Raw genomic sequence first — 17780 nt, 5'->3', positions numbered from 1 at the left:
GCGGCCGTTTTTTTGAGCAGCAGTGCCGCCTGAAGAGGCGGTGTCGAGATGACGTGAAGAGGAGAGGGACCTATCGCACGCGAGATCTATGGCGAGACCACCGGCCTGAAATCCAGCCAGAAACGGGCGCTGGAGAAGTTGTACCGACGCAAGATTGGCACCCTGGACGCGATCAGTCAGGAGTTTGCCACCCAGATGACCTTCATCTCCGAAGAGCTCAATCGGGTGGTGGCGGTGCTGGTCGATCGTTCGGGGAAAGTAGAACACGTGATGCTGGGGGACGCCCATCGCGTCTACCTGCCGGATCTGGGGCGGCAACGCGCCGGGCAGAGCCGCTTTCGCGGGGTGCGTCTGATCCGCACCCACCTGGGGGAGCGCGGGCGTCAGGTGGAGTTGTCTCGCGATGACTTAACCGACCTCTCCAAACTGCAGCTCGACCTGGTGATGAGCATCGGGGTGGGGCCGGGAGGCTACCCGGGGCAGGTGGCCTGGGCGCACCTGGTGCCGGAGAACCCGGAGCAGCGCATCTGGGAGACCCACAAGGCGGCCAACCCCTCGGAAGTGGGGGTGAGCTTTACGCACTTTATTATGGAGCTCGAGGGGGAGTTCCAGCGCAAGGCGGCCGACGTGGTGACCACCGGCGGGCAGCCAGCGCTGCTGGCCTACGTGGCCACGCCGGAGGGGCGGCCCGAGGAGGTGGAGGTCGAGGAGATGCTGGAGCTCTGCCGCACCGCCGGCGTCGATGTGGTGGATACGATGATTCAGCGCCGGACCTCGATGCACCCCAAATTTGCGCTGGGCCGGGGTAAGATCGAGGAGCTGACGCTGCGCGCGCTCCAGCTCGACATCGACCTGATCATCTTTGCGCAGGATTTGAGCCCCACCCAGCTGCGGGGGATCACCGATGAGACCGACATCAAGGTCATCGATCGCACGCAGTTGATTCTGGACATCTTCGCGCAGCGCGCGACCTCGCGTGATGGCAAGGTTCAGGTGGAGCTGGCCCAGCTCAAGTACAATTTGCCACGTCTGCACAGCCGCAACACGGGCATGAGCCGTCTGACCGGCGGGATCGGGGGGCGCGGTCCCGGGGAGACCAAGTTGGAGATCAACCGGCGTCGGGCCCGCGATCGCATCCGCTCGTTGGAGCGCGACATTGAAAACCTGAGCAAGCAGCGCGAGGTGCGTCGCGCGCGGCGCACGCGCAATCAGCTGCCTACCGTGAGCATCGTGGGGTACACCAACGCGGGTAAATCCACGTTGCTCAATGCGCTGACCTACTCCGAGGTGCTCAGCGAGGATAAGCTCTTTGCCACGCTCCAGCCCACGACCCGCAAGCTGCGCTTTCCGGACGAGCGGGAGATCATTTTCACCGACACCGTCGGGTTCATTCACGATCTGCCGGCCGACCTGGTGGCGGCGTTCAAGGCCACGCTCGAAGAACTCGATGAGGCCGATATCCTGATGCACCTGGTCGACGTCTCCGACGAGCGCTTTGAGGATAAGATGGAGGCGGTCAACCGCATCCTCACCGAGATTGGGCTGGGAGATAAGGAGCAGATGTTGGTCTTTAATAAGATCGATCTGCTTGAGGGTGACCAGGGCGCCTCGGTGGCGCGGGCGTACAACGCGATTCCGGTCTCGGCGCTGGAGCGCGAGAGCAGCGAGGCGCTGGTCGAGGTGTTGGAGAATCGCCTCTTTCGGCAGTCGCGCCAGCGGGACGCGGCGCTGGAGGTGCGGCCCTGACAGCCCTTTCGCCAGGCGTCAGTCTTTGGCGTCGGGCTTGAGGTAGGCTTTCCCGCCCTTGATCACGACCTGGAAGTCGACGTTGCGGGCGCCGCGGGTGCGCTGGAGCTCGGCGCGCTGGCGATCCATGGAGCGCTTGACGGCGTCGTAGCTCAACTTGTCGGTAGGCTCGTTGCAGCGGCGCTTGGCTTCGAGGAGGCGTTCGTAGACCTGGCGCGAGCCCTCATCGTCGGAGGCATTGCGGCGGACCACGCGGTGGCTGCCGGTGGTGCGAACGGAGGTGCCGGGCGCGGACGCGGTCGGCGCGGAGCGTTGCTGCGGCGCGGAGGAAGGGCGCGAGATGGAGCGACTGGCCAGTTTATCGCGCATGGCCTTCATTCGGGCGACCTGATCGGCGCTGGCGCCGCGCACTCCCCCGGCCTCCTTGCCGGAGCCGGGCGAGGGTTGCGCGGCGGATTCGGTGGCACTCTGGCGCTGAAGTTTGCGGCGCATCGCGGCGAGCTTTTCGCTGCGCGGATTGCTCTTCGGACGCTCTTGAGCGACGGGCTCCGAGGCCGCCGCGGCGCGGGGCGTTTCGGTCGCACCGTGGCGAGCGACCGGGGGAGCCGGCTGAGCGCTCGGTGGCGGCGCATCGTCGACGAGTCCCAGCTGGCGTTGGATTTCGGCGAGTTTTTCGCGGCGGATGCGCTCCTTCTCGTCGGCCTCGGAGGGGGAGGGCGCTGCCGGTGATGGCGAGGGGGCCGGGGCGGCTTCCACCGACGAGAGGGCGTCGCCCATCAACGCATCGAGGTCGACCTCATCGAGGCCTTCGATGAAGTCGTTGTCCAGATCGATGCTGTAGGCCTGATCGCGGGCTTCGCGCTCGGCGCGTCGTTCCTGGCGGCGTTCGGCTTTGTTGCGATCGCGTTTGTAGGTGCCCTCTTCGATCTGGCGCAGGGTACGATCCCAGTAGGTCTTGAAGGTCTGGAAGCGCTGGACTAAGGCTCGCAGACGGAACTTCTGGGCTGTGTTATTGATGAAGGTGTGCTCCAGCTCAAAGCTCAGGCGCACGATCTCCTGGCGCTGATGCGTCGGGGGACGCCGATCGACACCGTTGAAATAGCGTTCGTAGAGAACGCGCAGGCGATCGATTTGACGCTCCAGGTTGTTGAGCATCGCATCGATTTCTGAAGGGCTGAGCAGGTCGCGTCCCGCCATGGCTGCCGATCCTTGAGCTGTCGTGTGGGAGGGCGTTGCTGGCCCGTAGTGTAACACTCCGTCAAGCCTTTGCAATATGACCACCTGGTGATCCCATGAAACTGCTGTACCCATTTAAGATGATGCTGGCGCTGTGCGCGCTATTGGCGATGGGGGCCTGTGAGAGGGCTCCGCAGCCCTCGGTGGCGCCGGGGAGCGAGCCCGGGGCGCGCGTGGTCAGCGAGCATTCGGTGCACAGCGCGCAGCTGCCCTCGACGCCGGAGCGGGTGGTTTCGATGGCGCCCTCGACCACCGAGGTGCTGTTTGCCCTGGGGCTTGGTGAGCAGGTGGTGGGGGTGACGCGCTACTGTGACTACCCGGCGGAGGCCACCGGTAGGTCCAAGATCGGGGGGATGCTTGATCCGGATCTGGAGGCGATTCTGGCGTTGAAGCCCGATCTGGTGGTGGGGGTGCAGGCCGGCGCCGATCATCATATCGCCGACCAGCTGGATCAGGCCGGGATCTCGTATGCGTTTGTGCGCGGCGACGATCTGGAGGCGGCGATGCGCAGCTTTGAGATCCTGGGCGGCTGGATGGGGCAGGCGGAGCGCGGAGAGCGTTTGCGCGCCCGGGTGGAGGGCGAGCTCCAGGCGGTCTCGGAGCGGCTGCGTGCGGCTCGTGGCGAGCGCCCGATGCGGGCGTTGATGGTCTATGACCGCGAGCCGCTGGTGGTGGCCGGGCCGGGCTCCTTCGGCGCAGAGCTGCTGGAGCTTTCGGGGCTTACCAACGCCGTTGGCGACCAGGCCACGGCGTATCCGGTGTTGGATGTCGAGGCGGTGTTGGAGGCGGCGCCGGAGGCGGTGATCGATGTCTCCTTGAATGTGCCGACGGAGCAGGTGCTGGCGTACTGGGAGCGCTTTGAGAGTCTGCCGGCGGTGCGCCAGGAGCGGGTGGTGCATCTTCCCGATCCGGTGATGATGCGGCCCGGGCCCCGGGTGCCCCGGGCGCTGGCGTTGCTGGGCGAGGCATCGGGAGTTGAGGCGGCGGTGGCGGAGCAAGCCCAGGAGTAAGCGTGCGCGGTGTGTTAACCCCCCACAGGATCGCGTGGAGTGCGAGCGCCGCGCTCCTACTCTGGGTGTGCAGTGCGGCGTTGGGGCTGAGCGCGGGCAGCTCATCGCTGGGGGGCTTCGATCTGGTCGCGCGGTTGCTCAGCGGTGAGCTCAGCGCGACGGAGGAGGCGATCTTGTGGAGCGCGCGACTGCCGCGGGTGCTCTTCGCCGGCGTGGTCGGTGCGGCGCTGGCCGCCGGCGGTGCGGTGTTCCAGGCGGTGCTGCGCAACCCGCTGGCCGACCCCTACATTCTCGGGGTGTCGGGGGGCGCGGCGCTGGGAGGCACGATCTTTTTGACGTTGGGAAGCCTGAGCATCGGGGCGTTGGCCATTGGCACGCCGGTGGCGGCGTTTGGCGGCGCGCTCGCTGCGCTCGCGGTCATCTTTGGGGTGGCACGCTGGGCGCCGGGCGGGCGCGGCGCCACGTATGTGCTTTTGCTGACCGGGGTGATCGTCAACGCGCTGGCGGCGTCGCTGATCATGTTTTTGCAGAGCGTGGTCTCAGCCCAGAAAGCGCAGGAGATCCTCTTTTATCTGATGGGCTCGCTGAGTGTGGAGGGCACGCCCTGGTCGACGATGGTTGGGGTGAGCGCGGTGATTCTGGCGAGTCTGGTGGCGTTGTGGGCCTTTGCGCGCGATCTCAACGTGATGTCACTCGGCGAGGAGGAGGCGGCGTATCTGGGAGTGGAGGTGGCCCGGGTGCGGGGCGTTTGCCTGGTGCTGGCGAGCCTGGCGGTGGCGGTGGGGGTGGCGTTTTCGGGCATCATCGGGTTTGTGGGGCTGGTGGTGCCCCACGCGATGCGCCTGGTGGTGGGGCCGGATCACCGGGTGCTTTTGCCGACCTCGGCGCTGGCCGGCGCGGCGTTTTTGACGCTGGCCGATGTGAGCGCGCGCAGCCTCTTTGGCTTGTTGGGAACCACGTTGCCGGTGGGGGTGCTGACCTCGATGATCGGCGCGCCGCTCTTTCTTTACTTTCTCTGGCGAGCGCTCCGGCGTGATGCGGGGTGGGCATGAGTGTGATCGATTCACAGCAGGGGACGCGAGCGCCGCTGCTGGAGCTCCGGGGGCTGGGAGCGCGGGCTGGCGAGCGCACGCTCTTCGAGGAGCTCCGGCTGAACATCTTCCCGGGGCAGGCCTGGGCGGTGGTGGGGCCCAATGGTGTGGGCAAAACCACCTTGATGCGCATGCTCGCCGGAGTGCGGTTGCCGGATGGCGGGCAGGTGATGTTGGGGGGGAGAGCGCTCTCAACGTATACGCGCCGCGAGATCGCCCGGGAGGTGGGGGTGGTGCCTCAGGCCTCGGTGCCGGTGTTTGATTTCGGTGCGCTGGAGTTTGTGCTGATGGGCCTGCATGCCAGCCGCCCGCGTTTTAGCCTTCCCGGCGTCGGTGATCACAGGGCAGGTCTAGAGGCGCTGGCGCGGCTGGAAGTGGAGCATCTGGCTCATCGCCCGGTGTCGTCGCTCAGCGGCGGGGAACGCCAGCGTGTGGTCATGGCGCGGACATTGGTCACGCAGGCCAGGGTGTGGTTGCTCGATGAGCCCACGGCAAATCTGGACCTTCGTCATCAGCTGCGGCTGTTGGAGGTGGTGCGCGAGCATGTCGACGAGGGGGGCGCGGCGGTGGCGGTGCTCCACGACCTGGAGCTCGTGCACCGCTTCTTTGACCGGGTGCTGCTCCTGGCGCCCGGGCGCGCCCTGGGATGGGGCGCGCCCGAAGACACCTTGACCGAGGAGCAAGTCAGCGAGGCGTTCGGCCTCGCGATGCGCCGCCTCCAGGTGGAGGGGCGCTGGGTGTGGCTGGCGTAGTCTGGCTACGCCGGGGGGCTTAGAGCGCGTTGCGCAGGCCTTCGGCCTTGTCGGTGCGCTCCCAGGCAAACTGCGGGCGACCAAAGTGCCCGTAGGCCGCCGTCTCGCTGTAGACCGGCTTGAGCAGGTCCAGCGTCTCGGTGATGCCGGCCGGCTTCAGGTCGAAGAACTGCGGGATGAGCGCTTCGATCTTCTCTTCGTCGATGGTGCCGGTGCCGAAGGTGTTGACCATGATGCTCACCGGTTCGGCCACGCCGATGGCGTAGGAGAGCTGCACTTCCAGGCGCTCGGCGAAGCCGGCGGCCACCAGGTTCTTGGCCACGTAGCGCGCCATGTAGGCTGCGGAGCGGTCGACCTTGCTGGGGTCTTTACCGCTGAACGCGCCGCCGCCGTGACGGCCCATGCCACCGTAGGTGTCGACGATGATCTTGCGGCCGGTCAGGCCGGCGTCGCCCACCGGGCCACCGATCACAAACTTGCCGGTGGGGTTGATGTGGTACTTGGTGTCGTTGGTCAGCAGCTGGGCCGGGAGCACCTTCTTGATGACCGTCTCCATCACCGCTTCGCGGACCTGCTCCACGGTCATGTCTTCGACGTGCTGGGTCGAGATGACAACAGCGTCGATGGCCTTGGGACGTCCATCTTCATAACGCACCGAAACCTGGCTCTTGGAGTCGGGGCCGAAGCAGTCCATGCCGCCAAATTTGCGAACATGCGCCAGGTGCTCGACGAGCTGGTGGGCGTACATGATCGGCATCGGCATCAGCTGATCGGTTTCGTCGCAGGCATACCCGAACATAATGCCCTGGTCGCCGGCACCCTGCTCTTTGACCACACCGTGCTCGGCGTCGACGCCCTGCGCGATGTCCGGGCTCTGCTCATCCAGGGCCACCATCACCGAGCAGCTCTTGTGGTCGAAGCCGTAGCGCGGATCGTTGTAGCCGATGCGCTCAATGGTATTGCGCGCGATCTTCGTATAGTCGACCGTCGCGCGGGTGCTGATTTCGCCGACCATCAATACCAGGCCGGTGTTGACCACGGTTTCGCAGGCGACGCGGGCGCGTGGATCCTGAGCCAGGATGGCGTCGAGGACGCTGTCGGAGATCTGGTCGGCGATTTTGTCGGGGTGCCCCTCGGAGACCGACTCCGAGGTGAAGATGAAGTTCTGGGACATCGTAAAGGTTCTCCGTTTTCTCTCGTAGCAAGGCAGCGCCTTCAGGGCGCCGCCGGGGTCAATCTCGCCGGGTGAGTCCCGGCGAGGACAGGGATGTAGGCGCCCCTCAAAGGGGGCGCACGTTGTAAGGGGTGTGCTCAGTCGATGATTTCGCCAAGCAGGGTGTGGCTGGTCGCGTCGGTGATGCGCACGTTCACAAAATCACCGGGTTTGAGCTCGCGATCGGCGGGCCTGGGGAACACCGTCATCTTGAAGTCGTCGCTTCGCCCACAGAGGTCATTGGCGTCGCGGCGGCTCTCGCCCTCCACCATCACGCGTACGGTGGAGCCGATGCGCCCTTTGAAGATCTCGGCGCTGATGGCTTCCTGACGCTTGATCAGTGCGGCGAGCCGGCTTCCTTTGGTGGCCTCATCAAGGGTGTCGGGGAGCTTGCGCGAGGCAAAGGTGCCATCGCGTTCGGAGTACTTGAAGAGGTAGCCGAAGTCGAAGCGGATGCGCTCCAGAGCGTCGACTGTCTTCTGGTAATCCTCGTCGGTCTCGCCAGGGAAGCCCACGATGATGTCGGTGGACATGGCGATGTCGGGGATGGCCTGGCGGATGTCGTCGACCAGCTTGAAGAATTCCTCGCTGGTGTACAGACGCTTCATCGTTTCCAGGGTCTGGTCCGAACCCGACTGCAGCGGCAGGTGCAGGTAATTGCAGATCTTGTCGTGCTTCGCCATCGTGGCGATGAGCTTGGGCGTAAAGTCGGTGGGATATGGCGAGGTAAAGCGCACGCGCTCAATGCCCTCGATCTTGACGACCTCTTCGAGCAGATCGGCGAAGTCGGTGTCTTCGTGCCGGTAGGAGTTGACCGTCTGACCCAGAAGGGTGACCTCTTTGTAGCCGCGGGCGGCCATGTCACGGCATTGCGCCAGGATCTCTTCGGGGGCGACACCACGCTCGCGACCGCGCACAAAAGGCACAATGCAGAAGGTGCAGAACTTGTCGCAGCCACGCTGTACGGTGACCCAGCCGCTGATGCCCGGGCGACGCTCGGGCTGCAGCCCTTTGTAGGTCTCTTCGCGATCGAGTTTCACGTCGATGACCGGGTCGGCGTCACTCTCCTGGCATTGCTCCAGGAGCTCGGGCAGGCGCCGGTAGGCGTCGGGGCCGATGACCAGGTCGACGTAGGGAGCGCGCTCCGTGATGACTTCGCGCAGGCGCTCGGCCATGCAGCCGGTCACACCCAGGATCACCTCGGGGCGTTCGTTTTTGAAGCGCAAGAGGTAGGAGAGGCGGCCGAAGACGCGCTCTTCGGCGCGTTCGCGCACCGCACAGGTGTTGATGAGGATGACGTCGGCTTCTTCATGATTGGGCGCGGCGGTGTAGCCACGGGTGCTGAGCACGCCGCCCATCAATTCGCTGTCGGCCAGGTTCATCTGGCAGCCGTAGGTCTCGATAAAGACCCGGCGGCCGGGACGTTGACCGACGTTGGGCATGGTGTTGACGTCACCGTTATGGGCGTTTGGATCGGCCTGAGTGGGGTCGATAGAGCTCGTCATGGCAACTTCCAGATCCCTGAGCGCTTCGGTGCGCACCATGTAGCGGGGAAAAAGGGTAGCGTTATCAAAGGGTTGGGTGGGGTTGGCGCGGCACGCATATAGCCCCGGTGCTTAAGAGGGCGAACCCTAGAAGAAGCATCTCCATACGTCAACCGCACCGGGAATGACGCGGTGCAGCGAGCAACCAACGTTGAGAAGTTGGCGGGGCATCGCTCAGGTGGAAGCCCCCTGTGTCTTTCCCCGGCCTGCGAGCAGGCCGGGGAACACGATCATTCCACTTATTCTGAGGGGCGGCGAGTGGTGACCCGATCCATGACCTGATGGGCGACGCACTGCCCCTGGGGCATGCCGTTATCGATAGCCATGGGGTAGTGGATGCCCCCGTAGAGCCGTGAGATCGCCGCTTCCTGCGCGGCGTCGTCAAAGTTTTGATAAAAGCGCAGGCCGAGCTCGCCGCTTTCGTGGGTACGGTCGGCAAAGGGGAAGGACCCGAGCTGGGCGCTTAGCACGGTGGCCGCGGCCGCCGAGGCGTTGGAGTGGCCCGAGGTGTACTCGGGAAAGGGCGGGGAGGCGATGAGGGTGGTCCAGGTCGGGTCGATATGCGCGTTGATGTAGGTGACCGGACGTAGCAGGTTGGAGCGATATTTCTCATCCCAACATGAGATAAAGGCATCGGCCAGGGCCACGCCTACCAGCGCGACGGTCTCGGCGCTGTGGTCCAGGCGCTCGGAGCGCGCGCGGAGCAGCTGCGTGGTGATACGCATCCAGTGCCCCGGAGGGGTTAGCGTGCCGGCGCCATCGGCCCAGAAGTGGGCGATGTGTTCTTGGTCCGAGGTCATGGTGCGTGAGGCGTTCCACACTGCCAGTGCCTGTCGGTAGAGCGCCGAGTGCGCCAGGGTTTCAAAGGGAGGAGGCGCCGGCGGGGCACAGGCATCGGCCGAGCTCAACGCAAAGGGGCGCAGCTTGCCCCAGCCCGGCAGCAGCGCTTGCATTCCCTCGGCGGTGGGTTGCCAGGCGTGGGGCTGATCGGAGAACTCGTAGCTCGCCAGATGAACCTCGGTGTAGCCGTCGGCATAGGCCCAGGCGTCGATCACCTCGGCCAGGAGCACGCCATAGGCCCGGGAGCGCTCCCGCACCTGGGCGTTGATTCCGGTTTCTTCCCGGGCCTGGAGTTGGGCCCGGGCAAAGGCATCGATCGCTGCCCGGCTGGCCTCGGAGGGGAAATAGATCGGGAGCAGATGCTGCATGGCGGCGTGCGCCACGGTCTCAAAGTCGTAGTCCACCCCGGGTTTCGGGGCGGGGAGTTCGCCGAGTCCTTCGAGCTGGCCGCCGAAGGATTGCTGCTGAGGCATGCCACCGAGCAGCGATTCGTAGAGCGCGACCCCGGTGTAAGCCATGATGCGCGAGGCTTCCGGCGGGCTGAGGCTCTCGGCCTGCACGCGATCGACGATCAGGTCCATCCAGTCCACCACCACGGCCCCGGTCTCCTGGGAGATGGGCGCCGGGTAGGTCGGCGGCGGATCCAGCGCCTCATTACACCCCGCTGTCCAGGTGATCAGTAGCGCTGCCAGCACGAACGTCGCGGCCCCTTTGACCTTCATGTGTCCCCCCTTAAGTGTGGTTCGCAGTGCAGCTGGCCGCGGGCCCGTGCAAAAGCCCGATGCCAGTCCATCAACGAGTGTGCGTGAGATGCACCTCCCGAGGTCCGAATCCCCCCGGACCTCGCCCGTGCAAATCTAATCTCCGCTGGCGATGCGATAAGCGCGAGGCCTCCGGAAAAGTTGCCTCGGAGGCGTTGACCGGTCTGAACTTGTGATCAGGATTCCCCGCGTCAACCAGATGATGGATGTCGGTCAGGGGGCCGGCTCGCGCCCTGCCTATTTCGGGCTTGTCGTTGACACCTCCGGGGCCCGGGGGCAAAACGTCTGAGCAAAGCTATGGCCTGCCACTGACCCATGACGAGGGGATGATGACCGATTCAATCACCACGCTGAGTATTAACACGATCCGTACGCTCTCCATCGATGCGGTGCAGGCTGCAAACAGCGGGCACCCGGGCGCGCCGATGGGGCTGGCCGCGGTGGCCTATGCCATCTGGCAGAAACATTTGCGCCACGACCCCAGCGATCCGAGCTGGTTTAACCGGGATCGTTTCGTTCTCTCCAATGGCCACGCCTCCATGCTCCTCTATAGCCTGCTGCATCTGACGGGCTACGAGGCCATGACCCTGGAGCAGATCAAGAATTTTCGTCAGTGGGGAAGCCTCACCCCGGGGCACCCCGAGGCCGAGTTGACGCCGGGGGTGGAGACCACCACCGGTCCGCTGGGGCAGGGCTTTGCCACGGCGGTGGGGATGGCCATCGCTGAGGCTCATCTAAATGCCCGCTACCAGGGGGTGGTCGATCACTACACCTTCGGCATCTGCTCCGATGGCGACCTGATGGAAGGCATCTCCCATGAGGCCGCTTCTCTGGCCGGGCACCTGGGGCTGGGGAAACTGATCTTTTTGTACGATGACAACGAGATCACCATCGACGGGCGCACCGACATCGCGTTTACCGAAGACACCACCGCGCGTTTTGAAGCCTACGGCTGGCAGGTCTTGAGCGTGGATGATGGCAACGACGTCGAGGCCATCGACCAGGCCATTGTGGCGGCCCGCGCTGAGAGCGCTCGTCCTACGTTGATTCGCGTGAAGACCGTCATCGGGTACGGATCGCCCAATAAAGCCGACACCTCGTCGGTCCATGGCTCGCCACTGGGCGATGCGGAGATCGCGCTGACCAAAGAGGCGCTGGGCTGGCCCTACACCGAGCGTTTTGTGGTGCCGGATGAGGTCCGCGAGCATATGGCGGGCTCGGCAGCGGCGCGAGCCGGCGAAGCAAGGCGTGCCTGGGAAGCGCGTCTGGACACGCTGAAATCCGAGAGCCCGGAGGCGTACGTCGAGTTGATGCGGCGGATCTCCGGGGAGCTTCCCGAGGATTGGGCCGAGAGCCTTCCGCGCTTTGAGCCCTCCGAGAAGGGAATGGCAACCCGGGCCTCCGGCGGCAAGGTCATTGAAAAGATCTACGAAGTGCTCCCGGAACTCGTCGGTGGGTCGGCGGACCTGGCCGGCTCCAACAAGACGCTCTTTCCGAAGTTTGGGGAGATCTCGCGCGGCGAGTACGCCGGGCAGAACCTGCACTTTGGCATCCGGGAGCACGCCATGGCAGCCGCCGTCAACGGCATGTGCCTGCATGGCGGGGTGCGCGGCTTCGGGGCGACCTTTTTGGTGTTTGCCGATTACATGCGTCCGGCGCTGCGCCTGGCGGCGTTGATGCACGTGCCCCAGGTGATGGTCTTTACCCACGACTCGATTGGCCTGGGCGAAGACGGACCCACTCACCAGCCGATTGAGCACCTGATGTCTTTGCGCGCGATGCCCAACTACTGGGTATTGCGTCCGGGCGATGCGGAAGAGGTTCGCCAGTGCTGGGAGCTGGCCATGGAGCGTGACCAGGGCCCCGCGGGGCTGGTGTTGACTCGCCAGAACGTCCCCACCTTTGACCGCCAGGCGCTTCAAAGTCAGGGCGACGCCACGCAGGGCGCCTACATCCTGGCCGACGGGTGCCCGGATGAGGAGCCAGAGGCGCTGATCCTGGCAACGGGTAGCGAGGTCACGATTGCCGTGGAGGCGTTTGGCAAACTCCAGGCTCAGGGCAAAAAGGTACGCGTGATTTCGATGCCCTGCTGGGAGCGTTTTGAGCAGCAGGACGCCGCCTATCGCGAGTCGGTCCTGCCGACCGCGGTCACGCGCCGCGTGGCCATTGAAGCCGGCGCTACCCTGGGATGGGAGCGCTACACCGGGACGCAGGGATGCACCCTGGGGCTGGATCACTTCGGCGCGTCGGCCCCTTATGAGGAGCTGTACGAGAAGTTTGGTCTGACCGCCGAGAAGATCGTTGAGGTCGTCAACGCGCCTTAACCAGAGAGTTCGCCGAAGGTTCGAATAACGCATAACGCACCCTGCCGATAACCTGCCCTTTCTCCGGAGGAAGTGATGCCAGCAAATTTCACGCGACGACTCGACCTCTTTAAAGACGCGGGTTTTGCCGACCCGAAAGCCGCTGTGGAACTGCTGAGCAGTGATGCCGAGAACTTTGGTATCGGCGGGGTGCAATCGGGCATGCCCCTGGAAGACGCGTTGGACGGAGCCGATAAGGCTGCCGCCGCGCTTCTCGATAAGCCGGTGGCTCGCCTCCTCGACAATGTGGTGGAGTGGCTTTTTGAGCGGGGCGGTGACCTGGCCACCCTCTTCTGGCTGGCGCGAAAGCTCAGCGGCAATGAGCAAGAACTTCATCTGGGGGCGCTGGCCTTCGGGGTTGCCGGCAGGTTGTGGCAGGCCGGCAAAGAGGCCGAGGCCGCCGCGCTGGTACGTTTTCTCGTCGACCTGGAGTTCGATTACGGAAAGCTCTACCGCGAGTCGGGCATCGCTTACGGTTTCTTTCAGTCCCGTGAGCCCAATCCCTTCGTGTGGAAACTTCTGCACTTTGTGGAGGAGCGCGCGCGAAACCGGGGGGAAACGCCGGAGTTGCGCGTGGCCGAGCTGGGCTGTGGCATCGGCAACGACGCGCTGGGGATCACGTCAAGCCCGCTGGTGCGTTCGTATCTGGGCATCGATATCAGCCCGGTCGCGCTGGAAGAGCACGGCAAGCGCGTGGAAGAAGTGCTGCGGGAGCGTGATGACCTGGAACACAACCTCCTGGCCGGTGACTTCGTCTCCACGCTGGAGCGCAACGACCCACGGATGGAAGGGGTCAATCTTATCTACTCGTATTCCAGCCTGCACTACTTCAGCTCCGGGGAGCTCGCCAGGATCTTCGACCTGGCCGCCGAACTCTTGCCGGCGCAGAAGGGGCTCTTCTGCTTTGCGATCAAGGGCAAAGATAGCATCTGGGACGGGCAGGGCGTGCCTCTCTACCGTCCCGATGTCTGGGTCAACCTCGATGGCCAGACCCGCTGGTTTCCCTCGCGCAAGGCGCTGGTGGAGATGCTCGACCGCCACGGCTTTGAGATTTTGATGCACGAGTGGCATGAGCACTGGGGCTATAGCGAGTTCTCACGTCGGGACCGTTTTCACTACGTGGTGGCCACCCCCCGGCGAAAGCCGGGGAGGGACGCTTGATGAGCTGTCTGGAACGAGTGCTGGCAAGCGTCTGGCTCATCGTAGCCATGCTTCTCATCAGTGGGAGCGTGGTGGCCGAGGAGCCCTGGATGCTCGAAGCACAGCTCGACCCGAGCGCCCGTCTGCCAGGCATTGAGGCGCTGGAGGCACGCGGTGCCAGCGTGGGGCGAGTGCTTGTGGTGGAGCGCACGGCTCCCGGGCGCTACCTGGCCGAAGCCGAAGTGCTCTTTGGCGATCACGCGTTGCGCTTGCCGCTGATCATGGAGCGCGCGCTTGCCGACGGTGAACTCCGGGTGGTCTGGGCGCCGCAGCCCGCCTATGTCGAGGCGCTGCTGACCTTTGCGACGGGCGACGCACTGCCCTCGGAGGTTGCTCCGGTCGCCTGGGTGGAGGAACGTCGCCTGCCGGCGCTGCCGCTCATTGCCACGCGTGCACGCATTGTCTCGCCCTATGGAGAGGTCGCCTGGCAGAGCCCGGAGCTGGGAGGGCATCTGCAACGGTGGTTACGCGAGGCGCTCAACGAAGCGGGAGGGCCGGCCGGGGTCGATCTTCTGGTCGAGCGGCGCCTGGGCTGGGAGCGCGTGGCCGAACTGATGATGGCCGTGGCTTCGGCAGGACTGTTCCGCGTTCACATCATTACGTCGTCTGAGAATGCGCTTGGTGCGATCGATACCAACCTGCCGATCTTCCCCGGCAGCGGACTCCCTCCGAAGATGGTCATGGGGCTCCTCGGCATCTATCGCAACGACCAGGGGTTTGGCATACGCCTGCGCCTGGATGAGCAGAATGTCGCCGGCTCCGCCGACGGCGCCTGCCCGCCAGAACAGACCTTTTGCGCGCGCGATCGTGTGGAGTTTGAACAGGCGCTGGGCCAGGTGCTTGCCAGCGCCGGAGTGGAGGGCGCGCGCATTACCCACTGGATGATCGGGGGTACCGCCGAGTTCAGTGCCGGGGAGGCGGTGCGCGCCCTGGTCTGGACCTATGAGACGCTCGGCATCAGTCCGCGCGCGACGTTTATCGGGTACATCGAATGAACATGAGCCAGAGCGCGCAAGGTCGTAGAGTCCGACGTGACTTGATGGCGGGGCTTCTTCTTTTCTGGGTGATGGGGGCCTGTGCCAGTCCCGCGACTCCGACCCGAGAGCAGCCCGAGCACGCAAGCGCTCGGACGTACGCCACGCCGACCGATCCCCTCTACGTCGCAGAACAATGGCTCGCCAGAGGGCAGGAGTCTGGAGAGTATGTGGGCATGGAGGTCGTGCGGGCATTCACGCTGGACGACGGTCGCCTGGAACTCATCCTGAGCCCCCCCGATGAGCCCCCGGCAACGCCGGCCCTGCGGGTGCTCCTGGCCCGCGATCAAGAGGGCTGGGAGGTGGTCGAAACCGCGACGATTCGAAGTCGCCAGGACTGGCCGCGCTACTAAGCGTGTTGATCGCCCGGAAACTGCCAGCGGGTCCTCCGCTTCAATCGGTCGATGTCCATGAGGAATCTTGTCATGAGCTCTACTTCTCGTTTTGCCAACCGCCGCCTGGCCATTATCGGCGCGGGCCCCATCGGTGTAGAGACCGCCCTTCGTGCCCTGGCGGAGGGGCTGACGGTCACCCTGTACGAAGCCCGGGAGCCGGGAGCACATGTGCGTCGGTGGTCCCATGTTCGATTCTTCTCGCCATGGTCGCTCAACCGCAGCGCGCTCGGCGAAGCGATGTTGCGCGAGGCGGGACGCGAGCTGGTGGATGGAGAGGTGTTTCCTACCGGTGAGTCTTACCTGCGTGAGTACCTCGAGCCGCTGCTCGCGGAACTCGACGCCAGACCTGGCCTGGATCTTCAGCCGAACACCCGCGTGCTCGGCATCTCCAGGCTTCGTGCTCTTAAGGGAGACTTGCTTGCGAACCCCCGACGAGCACACCGTCCTTTTTTGCTACGTGTGAGCGGGCCTGAGGGAGAGCGTTTCGATGAGGCAGATCTGGTGATTGATGCCTCGGGGGTGTTGAGCACTCCCAACATGCTGGGCCCCGGCGGGTTGCCAGCCATTGGCGAAGAGGCGCTCAACGGTCAGGTCCTACGCGGTATCCCGGACGTGACGGAGCGCGACGCCGATCTTGCCAACCGACGGGTGCTGGTGGTCGGCGACGGTCACTCCGCGGCCACCACCCTGGGGGCGCTCACCGAGCTGCGGACCAGAGCTCCGCAGACGCGTGTGGTATGGGCGTACCGATCCGATGGCGAGCCCTTTGTTGAGATTGAAGGGGATACGCTTCCTCAACGCCTGCGCCTCTCTCGCCTGGGCAATGCCGTGGCGCGCGGGGAGGTCGACGGCGTGGAAGCGCGCCCCGGGGTTTTTGTGCAACGTATTTCGCCTGAGGGGGATGCGCTGCGGGTCACGCTGGCCAGTGCCGGAGGCGACACCTCAGAGGTGGAGGTCGACCGCATCATTGCCAATGTGGGCTATCACCCCGACACCTCGCTTTATCGCGAGCTTCAAGTCCATCTCTGCTACGCCAGTGACGGTCCCATGAAACTCGCCGCGTCACTGCTCGCCAGTACCGGCGGCGCGGATTGTCTGGACCAGACCTCGGCCGGCCCCGAGGTGCTAAAGAACCCGGAGCCAGGTTTTTACGTGCTGGGTACGAAGAGCTACGGGCGCAACTCCAACTTCCTGCTCAAGGTCGGTCTTCAGCAGATCGATGATGTGATGACGCTTATCCGGGACTCTCAAGATGTTTAAGGCGATCTGTCGCTGGCTCTTTATGCTGCGAGGCTGGCGTTTTGTTGGCAAAGAACTCACCGAACACCGTCGTTGCGTAGTGGTAGCCGCGCCCCATACCTCCAACTGGGATCTTATCTACACCATCGCCAGCTTCGAGCTGATGGGGCTGCCGCTGCGCTTTACGATCAAGCGCGAGTGGATGCGTTTTCCCTTCAACCTGATCCTGGGCCCGGTGGGAGGTCTGGCCATTGACCGTCGCCCACGGGCCGAGACCGGGGAGCGCCCCAGCATGGTGGAGGCGATGGTGACGCTCTTTGATGAGCATCCCGACGAACTCGCAATCGCGGTCACCCCCGAGGGAACGCGCTCACGTCGTGAACGTTGGCGCAGCGGTTTTTATCATGTGGCCCGAGAGGCCGGGGTGCCCATTCTGCTCGGGTATCTGGACTACGGGAAAAAAGAAGCCGGCATCGGGAAGGTCATCATTCCCGGCGATGACTTCGAGTCCGACATGCGCGAGATCATGGCTTTCTATGCCCAGGTCGAGGCCCATAGCCCGGCGAAGTTCGCGCTGGATCAGCGCTTTAGTTGAGCCCCACGCTCCCCGAGGGCACGTGCGTGAAACCCGAGCCCCGACCTTGACAAGTCCCGGAGGCGAACGTTTCTATGAGGTCGCTTCGATACGTGCCCTTGCGCTCCTGTTGACCACTTTCTCGCGACCCCGCGAGTTCGCCGCAGCTGTGTTGCGTCGGAACTCACGCGCCGCAACCGCCGGAGGACCCGATGAGCAAGCTCCTGCCGCCGATCAACTTCAAAGAGTGGATCGAAGATAACCGCGACGCGTTTAAGCCGCCGGTGGGGAATAAAAAAATCTGGGAAGACGCCAACTTCATGGTCTTTGTGGTCGGTGGCCCTAACCAACGGAAGGACTACCATATCGACCCGAGCGAGGAGTTCTTCTACCAGCTTGAGGGCGACCTCGTGCTTAAGGTGGTCGAAGATGGCGAGTTCCGCGATATCACCGTTCGCGAAGGGGAGATCTTCCTGCTCCCCTCGATGGTCCCGCATTCACCGCAGCGTGGGCCCGAGACCATCGGGCTGGTCATCGAGCACAAGCGCCCCGAGAGCCAGAACGACGGACTTCGCTGGTACTGCGAGGGCTGTGGGGAGGTGCTCTACGAGGAGTTTTTCTACCTGACGGACATCGTCGGCCAGCTCAAGGCTGCCATCGAGGCCTTCTGGGCCAGCGATACGCTGCGCACTTGCAAGCGGTGCGGCATCAAGATGGAGCGTTGAATTCACGACGAGGCCCGGCTCTTACGCCTGTTCACCCACCGTAGTCTCCACCCAGGG

The 17780-nt window shown here is 64.5% G+C and carries 15 protein-coding genes; 11 read left to right on the top strand and 4 right to left on the bottom strand.

Annotated elements, in window-relative coordinates; translation table 11 throughout:
- Positions 1-138 precede the first annotated feature (138 nt).
- The gene (hflX, locus tag DL240_RS10740; protein ID WP_199589793.1) at positions 139-1746 is read left to right on the top strand and encodes a GTPase HflX; all 1608 of its coding nucleotides are present in this window, start codon (positions 139-141) and stop codon (positions 1744-1746) included.
- Between the two features lie 18 nt (positions 1747-1764).
- Here the strand turns inward: hflX and DL240_RS10735 are convergent, their stop codons facing one another.
- Positions 1765-2943, bottom strand: coding sequence for an MXAN_5187 C-terminal domain-containing protein (locus tag DL240_RS10735; RefSeq protein ID WP_111729891.1), 1179 nt, complete (start codon positions 2941-2943; stop codon positions 1765-1767).
- Positions 2944-3038: 95 nt separating this feature from the next.
- Between DL240_RS10735 and DL240_RS10730 the strand changes: the two genes are divergently transcribed.
- The 3 genes from DL240_RS10730 to DL240_RS10720 are packed head-to-tail and all read left to right on the top strand — an operon-like array spanning position 3039 to position 5835.
- A complete protein-coding gene (locus DL240_RS10730; protein WP_146618242.1) occupies positions 3039-3992 on the top strand; it encodes an ABC transporter substrate-binding protein in 954 nt (317 codons plus the stop codon).
- Between the two features lie 2 nt (positions 3993-3994).
- Positions 3995-5044, top strand: a complete 1050-nt coding sequence (locus DL240_RS10725) for a FecCD family ABC transporter permease (RefSeq protein ID WP_111729890.1) — start codon at positions 3995-3997, stop codon at positions 5042-5044.
- Positions 5041-5835, top strand: coding sequence for an ABC transporter ATP-binding protein (locus DL240_RS10720; RefSeq protein ID WP_111729889.1), 795 nt, complete (start codon positions 5041-5043; stop codon positions 5833-5835). Before DL240_RS10725 ends, DL240_RS10720 begins: the two co-directional genes overlap by 4 nt.
- A 19-nt stretch (positions 5836-5854) precedes the next feature.
- Here DL240_RS10720 and metK read toward each other — a convergent pair whose 3' ends face one another.
- From metK to DL240_RS10705, 3 genes are all read right to left on the bottom strand, one after another.
- The gene (gene metK, locus DL240_RS10715) at positions 5855-7009 is read right to left on the bottom strand and encodes a methionine adenosyltransferase (protein WP_111729888.1); all 1155 of its coding nucleotides are present in this window, start codon (positions 7007-7009) and stop codon (positions 5855-5857) included.
- 137 nt (positions 7010-7146) lie between these two features.
- A complete protein-coding gene (gene miaB, locus DL240_RS10710) occupies positions 7147-8553 on the bottom strand; it encodes a tRNA (N6-isopentenyl adenosine(37)-C2)-methylthiotransferase MiaB (RefSeq protein ID WP_199589792.1) in 1407 nt (468 codons plus the stop codon).
- A 278-nt stretch (positions 8554-8831) separates the two neighbouring features.
- Positions 8832-10154 (bottom strand): vanadium-dependent haloperoxidase, encoded by a 1323-nt coding sequence (locus tag DL240_RS10705; RefSeq protein ID WP_111729887.1) that lies wholly within the window; start codon positions 10152-10154, stop codon positions 8832-8834.
- Between the two features lie 368 nt (positions 10155-10522).
- On the opposite strand from DL240_RS10705, the gene tkt reads away from it, so the two are divergent.
- The 7 genes from tkt (at position 10523) to DL240_RS10675 (ending at position 17723) form a co-directional block, all read left to right on the top strand.
- On the top strand, positions 10523-12517 hold the full coding sequence (gene tkt, locus DL240_RS10700; protein WP_111729886.1) for a transketolase: 1995 nt from the start codon (positions 10523-10525) through the stop codon (positions 12515-12517).
- Between the two features lie 75 nt (positions 12518-12592).
- The gene (locus DL240_RS10695) at positions 12593-13717 is read left to right on the top strand and encodes a class I SAM-dependent methyltransferase (RefSeq protein ID WP_111729885.1); all 1125 of its coding nucleotides are present in this window, start codon (positions 12593-12595) and stop codon (positions 13715-13717) included.
- A complete protein-coding gene (locus tag DL240_RS10690; protein ID WP_111729884.1) occupies positions 13717-14751 on the top strand; it encodes a hypothetical protein in 1035 nt (344 codons plus the stop codon). The genes DL240_RS10695 and DL240_RS10690 overlap by 1 nt, the downstream gene beginning before the upstream one ends.
- Positions 14752-14795: 44 nt before the next feature.
- Positions 14796-15143, top strand: a complete 348-nt coding sequence (locus DL240_RS19625; protein ID WP_146618241.1) for a hypothetical protein — start codon at positions 14796-14798, stop codon at positions 15141-15143.
- Between the two features lie 72 nt (positions 15144-15215).
- Positions 15216-16445, top strand: a complete 1230-nt coding sequence (locus tag DL240_RS10685) for an NAD(P)/FAD-dependent oxidoreductase (RefSeq protein WP_111729883.1) — start codon at positions 15216-15218, stop codon at positions 16443-16445.
- Positions 16438-17019 carry a 1-acyl-sn-glycerol-3-phosphate acyltransferase gene (locus DL240_RS10680; RefSeq protein ID WP_199589791.1) on the top strand — a complete coding sequence of 194 codons (582 nt, stop codon included), beginning with the start codon at positions 16438-16440 and terminating at the stop codon, positions 17017-17019. Before DL240_RS10685 ends, DL240_RS10680 begins: the two co-directional genes overlap by 8 nt.
- 191 nt (positions 17020-17210) lie before the next feature.
- Positions 17211-17723 (top strand): 3-hydroxyanthranilate 3,4-dioxygenase, encoded by a 513-nt coding sequence (locus DL240_RS10675; RefSeq protein WP_111729882.1) that lies wholly within the window; start codon positions 17211-17213, stop codon positions 17721-17723.
- Positions 17724-17780: the final 57 nt, after the last annotated feature.

The organism is Lujinxingia litoralis, from assembly GCF_003260125.1.
Classification (GTDB): Bacteria; Myxococcota_A; Bradymonadia; order Bradymonadales; family Bradymonadaceae; genus Lujinxingia; species Lujinxingia litoralis.
Note: the sequence above shows the minus strand (reverse complement) of the source record. Positions and strands in the feature narration are given on the sequence as shown.